We start from the raw sequence: 11,335 nt of genomic DNA, 5'->3' as shown, positions 1-11,335 counted from the left end.
TGCCGCCCCTGACCGCGGCCATCACTACGATGCAGAGGTTCAGTCGGGTCGAAACGAAGTAGATGACAGCACGATCACGCAAGCCCCGAGCGTGAAGTCGATGGGAGACTCGATAATGGAAATACAAGACTACCTGCGGATACTGCAAGCACGATGGAAAATCATCGCCGTGACGACCGTCGTGGCAATCCTCGGCGCGCTGGGAGCGTCACTGCTCACCACGCCGATGTACGAGGCGTCGACCCGCATGTTCGTGTCCACGTCGTCCGGGGCATCAGTCAACGAGATATACCAGGGCAATCTGTTCTCGCAGCAGCGAGTGACGTCCTACACCAAGCTGCTCACCGGTGAAAACCTCGCGCAGCGAACCATCGACAAGCTCGGCCTCGACATGACGGCATCGGCACTCGCATCGCAAGTGAAGGCCAGCTCGGCGCCGGACACGGTGCTGATCGACGTCAAGGTACAGGATTCGTCGCCGGAACGCGCCCGCGACATCGCGAACGCCCTGTCCGACGAGTTCGTCGTCATGGCACGAGAATTGGAGACGCCCGAGCGTGGCGGCGCGCCTGCCGCCCGCGTCGTCGTCGAGCAGCAGGCTCAGACTCCGTCGGTGGCGGTCTCCCCGAAGACCACGCGGAACCTGGCGCTGGGTGCAGCGGTGGGATTGCTGCTCGGTCTCGCGCTGGCGGTCTTGCGTGATCGCCTCGACAACACGGTCAAGGATCGCCGCACCGTCGAGGAGCTGGCCGGTTCCGCACTGATCGGCACCATCCCGTTCGACAAGGAGCGGCAGACGCAGCAGGCCATCAATTTCGCGGAGGGGCATTCGTCGAGCGCGGAGTCCTATCGGGAACTGCGGACGAACTTGCAATTCCTCGAGGTCGACAACCCGCCCCGTGTCATCGTCGTCACCAGTTCGCTGCCCACCGAGGGTAAGACGACCACCGCCATCAACATCGCGCTCGTGTTGGCGGAGGGCGGCCAGAACGTGTGCCTGGTCGAGGGTGACCTCCGTAAGCCGCGGGTGTCGAAGTACCTCGGTGTCGTCGGTTCCGTCGGCCTCAGCAGCGTCCTGGCGGGCAAGGCCGACCTCGACGCCGTTCTCCAGCCGACACAGTACTCGGGCCTCACGGTCCTGGCGTCCGGACCGATTCCGCCGAACCCGAGTGAGCTCCTCGGAACGGAGACGGCCCGCCAGGTGCTGGCCGATCTGCGCGGACGGTTCGACTATGTGATCATCGACGCGTCGCCGCTGCTGCCGGTCACCGACGCGACCGTGCTGACCGCGATGTCGGACGGCGCGCTGGTCATCGCGCGGCACGCCGAAACCAAGCGGGACCAGCTGTCGCGGGCGGTGGGCAACCTGCACAGCGTCGGGGCAACCATCCTCGGAACGATCATCACGATGACGCCGAGCCGCGGACGGGGAGTCTACGAGTACAAGTACTACTACGAGACCGACAAGTCGCTGCCGCAGATGCAGCAGGCCGCCCCCGCGCAGCCTGCCGTGCAGCAGCAGCCCCCTCAGCATCAGGCACCGCAGCCGCCGGCACCGCAGCAGCCGGCCCCGTACGTTCGCGACGAATACCCGTCGCACCAGTACGGTCCGAACGGGGGAGATCCGCAGGAAGTCCCCGCCTACCAGGGCGCCCCGGCGTACCAAGGCGACCAGAGTCAGCAGTGGTACGGCGGTCCCGACCACTACGGCAACGAGCAGCAGGCGGGCGCACCGGTGCCTCCCACACCGAGGCGCACCCGCCGCTACCGCGACGACCAGGAACCCTGGTCAGAGACGGATGCTCCGCGCGACCACACCCAGTAGATCGGCGATCTCGGACCCGATGGTCAGGAACGTGTCCTCGTCCTGCCCCATCGGGTCCGGAACGTCCTCCGGGGACTCGCCTGCCTTGTGTCTGGGACGCGCAGCAGCCAGGTCGGCCACCGACTTCGCATCCGCTGCCTCGGCCAGACGGGCGGCCTCCTTCAGGGTGAACGTCTTCTTCAACTGTTCAGGTGCCAGTGCGAGCACCTTCTCGCGCTGACGCTCGGTCATCGTCAACACCAGATCGGCCTCTGCCGCCAGATCGGCGGTGAGCATCCGCGCGGTGAAATCGCTCGGATCACCGCCGAGCCCTTCGAGGACTTGCGCGGCCGTCGGTTCCATCGGGCGTCCGACGGCGGCGCGTGTACCTGCACTTTCGGCGGTCAGGTCGGTGATCCCGAGCTCCTCGGCGTATGCCACTGCGAGGCGCTCGGCCGTTGGGGAGCGACAGACGTTTCCGGTGCAGACGAAGAGAACATGCATGGGCGAAGCATAGGGTCTCGCCCCGCACCGTCCGTACACGCACTGTTGGCTTCGAACATCTGCCGGGTAAATATCGCGCTCACCTGCACTGGTTATCAAGGGTGCATGCGCTGCACCGTGTTTGGAACCGGATACCTGGGAGCCACCCACGCCGCCTGTATGGCGGAGCTGGGTCACGACGTCCTGGGCGTCGACATCGACCCCGGAAAAGTGGCGAAACTCTCGTCCGGAGAGGTGCCGTTCTACGAGCCGGGGCTCGCGGACGTCCTGCGCCGGAACATCGACGCCGGCCGACTGCACTTCACCACGTCGTACCGTGAGGCCGCGGAGTTCGCGGACCTCCATTTCCTCGGCGTCGGCACCCCGCAGAAGAAGGGGGAGTACGGCGCGGACCTGCGGCACGTGCATTCGGTGATCGACACCCTCGCGCCGATGCTCGATCGCCCCGCCGTCATCGTCGGCAAGTCGACCGTTCCCGTCGGGACGGCGGCCGATCTGGGGGCGCGGGCCCGCGCGCTCGCGCCGGCGGGTGACGCCGTGGAGGTGGCGTGGAACCCGGAGTTCCTGCGGGAGGGCTTCGCCGTCGAGGACACCCTGCACCCCGACCGGATGGTGCTGGGCGTGGACCGCCTGCGCCCCGGACGCGCCGAGGCCGAGTTGCGTGAGCTGTACGCCCGGCTGCTCGGCGAGGACATTCCGTTCCTGGTCACCGACCTCGCCACCGCGGAACTGGTCAAGGTCTCGGCCAACGCGTTCCTCGCCACCAAGATCTCCTTCATCAACGCCATCTCCGAGGTGTGCGAGGCCACCGGCGCCGACGTCACCCAACTCGCCGACGCCCTCGGCTACGACGCGCGGATCGGCCGCCGGTTCCTCAACGCCGGTCTCGGCTTCGGCGGCGGCTGCCTGCCCAAGGACATCCGCGCGTTCATGGCCCGGGCCGGTGAGCTCGGTGCGAACCAGGCACTGCACTTCTTGCGGGAGGTCGACAGCATCAACATGCGCCGGCGCACCCGGATGGTGGAGTTGGCGGCGCAGGCGTGCGGAGGGTCGCTGCTCGGCGCCAACGTGGCCGTCCTCGGCGCGGCGTTCAAACCGGAATCCGACGACGTCCGCGACTCCCCGGCACTCAACGTCGCGGGAATGATGCAGTTGCACGGGGCCGTCGTCAGCGTCTACGACCCGAAGGCCCTCGACAACTCCCGCAGGCTGTTCCCGACCCTGAACTACGCGACGTCGGCGGTCGAGGCGTGCGACAACGCGGACGCGGTGCTGCTCCTCACCGAGTGGGCGGAGTTCGCCGCCCTGAAACCGGAGGATCTGAACGGTGTGGTGCGTGCTCGGGTGATGGTCGACGGCCGCAACTGCCTCGACGCCGAGGACTGGCGCACGGCCGGGTGGGTCTATCGGGGGCTCGGCAGGGGATAACGACTCGTGACCTGGCGGCCCCCGCGATAACGGGTTTGACGATCTCCACTGCCGGCGGCATCGGCGGACGGTAGCGTCAGCCCCAATCGCAACGGAGGGCTGGGCGATGTCGAAGGCACGTCACGGATCCCTGCTCGCACTCCTCGCTGCCGTGATCTGCCTGCTCGGCGCCGCGCCCGCTCACGCGGCGGAAGTCCCGACCCTGCCGGGGCCTCCGCAATCCGACGCCGGCACCGCGATCGCGTATGCGAAGCACCATCCGCATTCCGCGCCGCCGGGGACCAATGACTTCTCGTGCCGACCCGGTCCCGCGCACCCCCATCCCGTGATTCTGGTTCACGGGAGCGACGGCAGTGCCTACTCGAACTGGGCCGGATTGAGCCCGAAACTGAAAGCTGCCGGCTACTGCGTGTTCGCTCTGAACTACGGACGGAAACCGGGCACCGAACACTTCGGGATGCAGACGATGACCCAGGGAGCGGCCGAACTGGAGGTGTTCGTCGACGACGTACTGTCCGCGACCGGTGCGGACGAGGTCGACCTGATCGGGCACTCGCAAGGCGCGACGGTGGCGCGGTACTACGTCAACAGGCTCGGCGGAGCGTCGAAGGTGCACCGCTGGATCGGTCTGGCGTCGCCCACCTACGGGGGAACGTTCTTCGGGATCGCGACGGCGGTGACATCCGTTCCCGGGGGCACCGAACTGATCGAAGCGATCGGTTCGGAGGCGCTCGCCGAACAGGTGCAGGGATCACCGTTCCTCACCGCACTCAATGCCGGCGGTGACACCGTCCCCGGCGCCGAATACACCACGATCGGGACGCGCTACGACGAGGTGATCCAGCCGTACACCAACGTCGCGCTGCACGACCCCGGTGCCACCAACATCCTCGTCCAGGACCTGTGCCCGATCGATCAGACCGGACATTTCAACCTGCCCTACGACCCGTACTCCCAGCAACTGGTGCTCAACACGCTCGATCCCGCCCACGTGGTCGTGCCGCCGTGCGCATTCGTGCCGCTGGGTACGGGCATCCCGGGAGTGATCATCGCGAGCAACTTCTGAGTTGTCTGCCGCCGAACGGTTGCCCGGTTGCCGTGTCGGACCGCTTCGCTAGACTGCGGGCCATGGAGTGGGGGGATTCCGGATCGAACCCGTGCACAGTCGAGTCAGGCGGCCCATGAGTTCGGTTCTAGGTGTATCGGTCGGTGCGAGCGCTGTGCGCTTGGCGCGACCCGACTCCGTGAACCGTGACGACGCCGCAAGCCGGCACGTCCCCAATTTCCGGGCCCAGGTCGTCGCCGCAGGCCGGGATCTGCCGGAGGAACTGGCCGCCGAATCGATCGGCGTGGTCCTCGCCGGGGCACCCGACGCCGGGCAGGTGCACGCCACCGGCGTCGCCTACCGCGACGAAGCGCAGGCGGGTGCCGTCCAGGCGGCGATGGCCCGGCAGCAACTCGCCAACTACCAACTCGTCACCGAGGCCTCGGCCGCGCTGAAATTCCTCGACGTCTCGGGAGCCCTCGGCGACCACGCGACGCTCGTGTTCTATGACCTGGGCAGTTCCGGGCTCACCGTGAGCGTCGTCGACCGGGCGACGGGTGAGGTGGTCGAGACGGTCCGCACCGACACGGTGAGCGGCGACGTCTTCGGCCGGATGGTTCGTGCCAACCAGTTGGAGAACAACCGCATCGAGGCGCCCCGCGACGCGGCCGCGAGCCTGGCGCTCGACCTCCGCTGCCGCGAGGCGAAGGAGCGGCTCTCCACCGGCGGCGCCGTCGCCGTGCCCGGCGAGGGCGGTCTGCTGCTGTTGTCGCGCGACGTCTTCGACTCGCTCATCGGTGTCACCGTCGAATCGTCGGCGCGCCTCGCCCGCGACGTGATCACGCGGTCGGGACGGAACCCGGATGCCGTGGTGCTCACCGGTGGCGGTGCGCGCATTCCCCTCGTGCGCACGGTGCTGCAGTCGTGGCTCGGGTTGCCCGTCATCGTTCCCGACCATCCCGAACTCGTTGCGGCACAAGGTGCTGCGCTGCTCGCCCAGCAGGTGGTGCCGCCGGCCGTCGAGGTCGCCCGAGTCCTCCCGCCGCCGCAGTACGCACCTCGAGCCGTGTTCGAGGCGGACGTCTCCCGGCACGCTCCGAGTGCAGTGGTCGCGCGCAGCGGTGCGCCGTCGAGCACCCCGTCGTGGCTGAGCGCCGCGGCGCCGCCGCCGAGTCAGCAGGTGGCCAAAATCCAGATCCGGGGCGCCACGCTGGCGGGCACCGCGCTCGCCGTGGTGGCGGTGATCGGCCTCGGTCTCGGATACGGAAAGAATCTGTGGGCGCGCACCGAGGGGTCGTCGCAGCCGGTGACCACGCAACTCGTCACCGAACCGCCGGTCGTCACCGAGATGGCCACACCGTCACCGACGACGCCCCCTCCGGCTCCGACGTCCGAGACCGTCGAGGCGCCCGTGCAGACGGCGTCGCAGATCCGGATTCCCGAGCCGCAGCCCGCACCGCCGCCGCCTCCGCCTCCGCCTCCGCCGATATTTCCCGGCCTGCCGCAGATCCAACTGCCGCCGTTCCAGCTGCCCGAACTCCCCAGGTTCCCCGGAACCTAGACGTCGCCGGGGCCCGACTGCCGATTCGAGGTGTCGGGTCCCGCTCCGCGGGCCTACGATGGGAATGGTTCCGGCGTAGAGAGGATGTGTGCAGTGACTGCAAATCCCGCGGAGTTCCACAGCACTCCCAACGTTCCCCCGTCTTCGGCGGCCGCGCCGGCAGAGACACGACGGCTCGTGGCGTATACGAAGCCGATCCTGAAGATGTTCCCGCCCACCAGCGAACATGCGGCCAAGGTGACGATGCTGACCGTCTACGCGCTGATGGTCATCGCCATCATCTTCATCGTCCTCCGGGAGGTCGGACTCTTCAGCTAGCGGACTACCCGTTACTTGGAATGACGGCCGCCCCGTGACGGCCTGACTGCGGCCGCGTTGCCGCTGGGACCCGCGCCGATCGGGCGCGCCAGCATCACCGCGATCGCGGTCGTCAGCGGAACCGACAGCGCCAGCGCGATGCCGCCGACCGCCGAACGCACGATCTCGATGGCCACGGCGTCGCTGAGCAGCACGTCCTGAATCGACCGCCCCGCCACACTGAACAGCAACAGCAGTGGCAGCGCCCCGCCGGCATACGCGAGGACGAGGGTGTACACCGTGCTGGCGATGTGATCGCGGCCGACGCGCATCGCGGAACCGAAGATCTGGCGCCTCGACGCGCCCGGGTCGAGTGAGGCCAGTTCGAACGCCGACGCCGCCTGCGTGATGGTGACGTCGTTGAGCACGCCCAGCGAGCCGATGATGAAGCCGGCCAGCAGCAGGCCGGTGATGCTGACGTGCTGGATATACGTCTGAACGTTGGTGTTCTGCTCCTCGGACAACCCGGTCAGGCGCGTCATCTCGATGGTGGCGTAGGAGAGGACCGCCGCCAGGGCCATCGACGCGAGGGTGCCCAGCAACGCCGAACTGGTGCGCAGGGAAACACCGTGCGCGAGATACAGCACGGCATACAGGATGACGGCGCCGGACACGAGCGCCACCGGGATCGCCGGTTGCCCGTCCAACAGGGCCGGAAGTGTGAACAGGACGAGCACACCGAACGAGACGACGATGCCGACGAGCGCCCGGAACCCGCGCCACCGCGCGACCGCGATCACGACGACGGCGAATGCGAGAGCGATGAGCGTGACGGGCAGACCGCGGGCGTAGTCCTCGAACGAGTATTCCGTCGTGCCGTTCACATCCGTTTGGCGGGACAGCCGGATGTTTTCGCCCACGCGGAGGTCGGGCTGGCCGGGGCCGGGGATGATCTCGAGCAGCGTCTGGGTGCCGGTGTTGGGACCGGACTCGATGTCGACGATGCTGCGCTGGCACTCGTAGGCGCCGGCGGGCGCGGGCAGCGGTGCGCCGGTGAAGACCCGCCCGGCCGACGGGCTCCCGCAGTCGCCGATGTTCTGCATCGTGACCGTGCCCGACTCCGTGACGACGGCACCGCCCTGGGCGCTCTGGAACGGCTGCTCGACGTCGACGCTCGGCTTGCCGGGCCACAACGCGACGGCGCCGATGAGTACCGCGACACCGATGGCGATGAGGAGCCCGACGACCACCTTGGCGGCGACGGGGCCCATCGGGGCCGGTCCGTCGCTGTGGCCGTGTCCATGGCCGTGGCCGTGTCCGTGGAATTCGCTCATCGTCCGCTTCGCGTCGGCTGCTGGGGGGATTGTCTCCGCACGCACGACAGGGTAGCCGGAAGCAGGCCGGGAACGCTGTGACGGAAGTGGCGGGCGGTGCCAGTGTTGCCGACCTGTCCGGTGTGTATTGCTCTCGTGTCGCTTATATGTCGCCGGTGTGATTAGATATCGGAACATGGCACGCAGCAGCTAATCTGCAGCGAACGCCGAGCTTCACGCAAGGGTGGTCCGGAACTCCGAACGAGGGGTGTGTTCCGCGGGCGACGAGCCGCTGCGTGGAGAGAAGTGCCGAGCTGGGTGGCGGGGTACAGGGGGGGTTGACCCCGCCACCAACCTGGCGCCCACAGGGGGGGAGGGGCGACAGGTGCTCGCGGCACTCGAGGTGCCGGTTGCCAATCTACCGACACATGAGGGGTATTCGTCAACCGGGTAGGTGAAATCGCCCACATGTCGTGACCTCGAACGCCGACAGCCTAGGATTATGGCCGTTCGGAGGTGTTCCAGTGCGAATCTCGCGGCCGTCGCGACGACCCAGCAACCATCTTCGCCGGATCGTGGCGGAGATGGGTATTCCTGTGCCCTGGAACAGGGATCAGCTGATCGGCGGTGTCGCAGCCCGCCGGGGTCGCCCGATCCACCTGGTCCCCGTGTCGCACGCCCTGGTCCAGGGCGGACATTCCGGACTCTGGCTCGCACGGGCCGAGGACGACGTGATCCTTTACGCGACAGGGATGTCGGACGTGCACGCCACCCACATCATCTGCCACGAACTGGCGCACATGGAACTCGGCCACGACCGCGACACGATCGGGGACACCTCGGTCGACTCGACGGTGCTGTCGGTGGCCGCGCCGTCGGTCGACACGACAGGCGTGGTCAAGATGCTCGGCCGGTCCAACTATTCGAACGATCAGGAATACGAGGCGGAACTGCTCGCCACCCTCATCATGGCGGGCCGCCGCGTGACGACGGGCGGCGACACCGCCGGTGACGCACGGGTGTCGCGGATGCTCGGAACGTTCTGACGCCGTGTACGAACCGCCCACCTACGTGAGCTGGCCGCTGCTCGCCGTCGTCTGGGGGACGACCCTCCTGCGCGTGGCCCTGGTCCGGTCGACGGTCGCCGAACGCCGGATGAACGCCGCCCTCGTCTTCGCCTCGCTCTCCCTGGTCCTCCAGCGGTCGCTGGCGCAGCACTGGCTCGACCTCTGGTTCGGGTACGGATTCGCGAACACCCTCAGCAACGTCTGCATCATCCTCACCGCGGCGTCGCTGATCAGTCTCTTCTCCGCGTGGGCGCTCGGCCCGGCGCGTCTACCCCGCATCCACGTCGTGTCGCTGTCGGTGTGCCTCGTCGCGGGGGCGATCCTCATCGCCCTCAGCACCCCGGCGCGGTCGCGGGGTGTCGCCATCGCGGACGAGGGCGGCTGGCTCTTCGCGGCCTACTGCATCACGTATGCCGTTCCGATCCTCGCCGTCGCCGCGCTCAACCTGTGGATCTCACTGAAAGCCGTGCGCAGCGCCACTCCGGGACACGAGCGCCGGGTGTTTCTCGCCGTCATCGCGCTGTCGCTGTTCGAGGTGTTCGACATGGGTGTCGTCATGACAACCGGGGTGGTCAACGCCGTCAGCGAAGACAACGCACTGACTGAATCGCACAGCGACTCGGGGGCGTTCATCCGCGTGCTCGTCGTGTCGGCGGGCGCGATCATCTCGGCGGGACCGGTGATCCGGGCGCTCGGTCACCGGTGGCGGTCGCGACGGGTCACTCGCCGGCTGCAGCCGATGTGGCGGACCCTGACGGGCGCGGTCCCCGAAGTGGTCCTGGAACTGCGTCCGGCCGACCGCCGGGCGCTGTCCGCCCGCGGCCGGCTGGACCGGATGAGCGTCGAGATCCGCGACGCGATCATGGTCCTCGACCGGCACGTCGTGGTCGAACTCGGCGACCTCACCGGCAGCGCACCACCGGTGGTCACGGCGGCGCGACTGCACCTCGCGTGCCTGGCCCGCAGCGCCGGCCACCCGGCGCACGGCACGGGCGGGACGACGCACCGGTTCGCGACCGACGTCGGCGGCGAACCGTGGGAACTGGCGCAGCTGGCCGACCACTGGACGGACGGCGAGCGTGTGGCGGCCGCCCTGTGGGCGCGGCGCCTCCCGCAGTTCGGCGGACCCGAGGACCCGTCGGCGCGCGTCCCCGCTCAGGTCTGACGGGGGTCCGGCGACGCGACCGGCAAGGGGCCGTGGCTCCGCCGCAGATTCTCCAGAAGCGGGATCAGCGATTCCATCTCGGCGGTGGTCGGCTCCGCGCTCGCGTCGAGCGATCGCATCGACAGGTGCCGCACCCCGGCCTCCCGGACCGCGATCTTGAACCGGACCAGGGTGTCGTAGTCGTGGTAGCCGTCGGCCGCGAGGTACTGCTCGGGGGCGTGGAAGTGCTGTGCGACCGCCCGCAGGACGTCGGGCTCGGGAGGCTCGTGATCGTTCGTGCGCAACGACTCGATCTCGGACGGCGCGACGGGGCGGCCGAGGATCCGCGACACCCCCGCGGCGACGGTGTCCTCGCCCGGTTCGGGACCGTCGAGATCGTGGGCGAGGGAGAACAGGCGGTTGACCCGCACCGACAACGGCACCCCGTTCATGCGGTCACCTCCGCGTCTCCGCTGCGTTCAGGATCGTCGGTGGCGACGAGTTTCACCGCGTCCTCCCATCGACGCCAGAAACGCTCCCGGGTGGCCGCGTCGAGATCCTCCCCCGGCCGTAGAGGAAACGGCGATACCGCGCCTCCTCGAGTTCGCGGGGGTCGGTGACGGTCGACGGTTCCTCCAGCAGGTGACCGAACGCGAACTCCACCAGCGGCTGGCGGGGTCCGGCGGGTCCTCCGTTGACTTCCAGCAACCGCGTCACGTAGGCGCCGGTGATCTTCGAGACCACACGGCTCAGTTCACCCGCCGCCTCGACCAGCCCCGGAACCTCGGGGTGCGCCACGCTCAGCTTCGTGAGCTGGGTGTGCGGCCCCAGGATCTCGATGATCGTGTCCAGGTCCAGCGGAATCTCCGACGGTCCGAGCGTCAGCGGACGCGACGACGGCGCCCGCTCGTCCCCGTCGAGCGCCTCGAGGGGAGTGGGGTGACCGCCGTCGAGGGTGCGGGCCGCGCTGCCCGGCGCCCACCGCAGCGCGACATCCAGTTTGCGGAGCGTCTCGATGCTCGGATCCGGGCCGGTCCCGTTCTCGGCGCGCGTCTGAGCTGCGTCGGACGGGCCACCGGCGGCCGTGACCTGGTCCTGTGTGAGGTTCAGCAAACGCCGTCGCCGATGGACGAATTGTCCGAAACGCGCGCGGGTGCTGGTGACCATTCTTT

11 protein-coding genes are annotated in these 11,335 nt (G+C 68.5%); 7 read left to right on the top strand and 4 right to left on the bottom strand.

All coding sequences use genetic code 11. From position 1 onward, the window contains the following. Window positions 1-115: 115 nt before the first annotated feature. Complete coding sequence (locus tag BLV94_RS17255) at window positions 116-1,825, top strand: tyrosine-protein kinase domain-containing protein (protein WP_072937456.1); 1,710 nt, start codon at window positions 116-118, stop codon at window positions 1,823-1,825. Here the strand turns inward: BLV94_RS17255 and BLV94_RS17250 are convergent. Continuing rightward, the gene (locus BLV94_RS17250) at window positions 1,790-2,308 is read right to left on the bottom strand and encodes an arsenate reductase/protein-tyrosine-phosphatase family protein (protein ID WP_072937455.1); all 519 of its coding nucleotides are present in this window, start codon (window positions 2,306-2,308) and stop codon (window positions 1,790-1,792) included. The two genes, BLV94_RS17255 and BLV94_RS17250, sit on opposite strands and share 36 nt — an antisense overlap. A 105-nt stretch (window positions 2,309-2,413) precedes the next feature. On the opposite strand from BLV94_RS17250, the gene BLV94_RS17245 reads away from it, so the two are divergent. The 4 genes from BLV94_RS17245 to BLV94_RS17230 all read left to right on the top strand — a co-directional run bounded on the left by BLV94_RS17245 (window position 2,414) and on the right by BLV94_RS17230 (window position 6,660). Beyond that, entirely contained in the window at window positions 2,414-3,736 is a 1,323-nt protein-coding gene (locus tag BLV94_RS17245; protein ID WP_072937454.1) for a UDP-glucose dehydrogenase family protein, read from the top strand. Between the two features lie 106 nt (window positions 3,737-3,842). Continuing rightward, window positions 3,843-4,802, top strand: coding sequence for an esterase/lipase family protein (locus BLV94_RS17240; protein WP_072937453.1), 960 nt, complete (start codon window positions 3,843-3,845; stop codon window positions 4,800-4,802). 115 nt (window positions 4,803-4,917) lie between these two features. Next, window positions 4,918-6,342, top strand: a complete 1,425-nt coding sequence (locus tag BLV94_RS17235) for a DUF7159 family protein (protein WP_072937452.1) — start codon at window positions 4,918-4,920, stop codon at window positions 6,340-6,342. Window positions 6,343-6,435: 93 nt separating this feature from the next. After that, window positions 6,436-6,660 carry a hypothetical protein gene (locus tag BLV94_RS17230; protein ID WP_072937451.1) on the top strand — a complete coding sequence of 75 codons (225 nt, stop codon included), beginning with the start codon at window positions 6,436-6,438 and terminating at the stop codon, window positions 6,658-6,660. Window positions 6,661-6,671: 11 nt separating this feature from the next. Here the strand turns inward: BLV94_RS17230 and BLV94_RS17225 are convergent, their stop codons facing one another. Continuing rightward, window positions 6,672-7,973, bottom strand: a complete 1,302-nt coding sequence (locus BLV94_RS17225) for a YibE/F family protein (RefSeq protein WP_072937450.1) — start codon at window positions 7,971-7,973, stop codon at window positions 6,672-6,674. Between the two features lie 563 nt (window positions 7,974-8,536). Between BLV94_RS17225 and BLV94_RS17220 the strand changes: the two genes are divergently transcribed. Together BLV94_RS17220 and BLV94_RS17215 are read left to right on the top strand one after the other, a co-directional pair. Beyond that, window positions 8,537-8,998, top strand: coding sequence for a M48 family metalloprotease (locus BLV94_RS17220; protein WP_241031509.1), 462 nt, complete (start codon window positions 8,537-8,539; stop codon window positions 8,996-8,998). 4 nt (window positions 8,999-9,002) lie between these two features. Beyond that, on the top strand, window positions 9,003-10,184 hold the full coding sequence (locus BLV94_RS17215) for an MAB_1171c family putative transporter (RefSeq protein WP_072937448.1): 1,182 nt from the start codon (window positions 9,003-9,005) through the stop codon (window positions 10,182-10,184). Here the strand turns inward: BLV94_RS17215 and BLV94_RS17210 are convergent. Together BLV94_RS17210 and BLV94_RS17205 are read right to left on the bottom strand one after the other, a co-directional pair. After that, window positions 10,175-10,615: a hypothetical protein gene (locus BLV94_RS17210; protein WP_072937447.1), complete on the bottom strand. Its 441-nt coding sequence runs from the start codon at window positions 10,613-10,615 to the stop codon at window positions 10,175-10,177. The two genes, BLV94_RS17215 and BLV94_RS17210, sit on opposite strands and share 10 nt — an antisense overlap. Before the next feature lie 52 nt (window positions 10,616-10,667). Further along, a complete protein-coding gene (locus tag BLV94_RS17205) occupies window positions 10,668-11,330 on the bottom strand; it encodes a helix-turn-helix domain-containing protein (RefSeq protein WP_244163610.1) in 663 nt (220 codons plus the stop codon). Between the last annotated feature and the right edge of the window lie 5 nt (window positions 11,331-11,335).

It is taken from the genome of Rhodococcus koreensis (assembly GCF_900105905.1).
GTDB lineage: Bacteria > Actinomycetota > Actinomycetes > Mycobacteriales > Mycobacteriaceae > Rhodococcus_F > Rhodococcus_F koreensis.
This window is presented reverse-complemented; position numbering and strand designations above follow the sequence as displayed.

Bases quoted from the DNA above. Each gene is read 5' to 3' on its own strand.
- BLV94_RS17225 (WP_072937450.1), bottom strand. From the start codon at position 7,973: ATGAGCGAATTCCACGGACACGGCCACGGCCATGGACACGGCCACAGC.
- BLV94_RS17205 (WP_244163610.1), bottom strand. From the start codon at position 11,330: ATGGTCACCAGCACCCGCGCGCGTTTCGGACAATTCGTCCATCGGCGA.
- BLV94_RS17245 (WP_072937454.1), top strand. From the start codon at position 2,414: ATGCGCTGCACCGTGTTTGGAACCGGATACCTGGGAGCCACCCACGCC.
- BLV94_RS17210 (WP_072937447.1), bottom strand. From the start codon at position 10,615: ATGAACGGGGTGCCGTTGTCGGTGCGGGTCAACCGCCTGTTCTCCCTC.
- BLV94_RS17235 (WP_072937452.1), top strand. From the start codon at position 4,918: ATGAGTTCGGTTCTAGGTGTATCGGTCGGTGCGAGCGCTGTGCGCTTG.
- BLV94_RS17250 (WP_072937455.1), bottom strand. From the start codon at position 2,308: ATGCATGTTCTCTTCGTCTGCACCGGAAACGTCTGTCGCTCCCCAACG.
- BLV94_RS17220 (WP_241031509.1), top strand. From the start codon at position 8,537: ATGGGTATTCCTGTGCCCTGGAACAGGGATCAGCTGATCGGCGGTGTC.
- BLV94_RS17255 (WP_072937456.1), top strand. From the start codon at position 116: ATGGAAATACAAGACTACCTGCGGATACTGCAAGCACGATGGAAAATC.
- BLV94_RS17240 (WP_072937453.1), top strand. From the start codon at position 3,843: ATGTCGAAGGCACGTCACGGATCCCTGCTCGCACTCCTCGCTGCCGTG.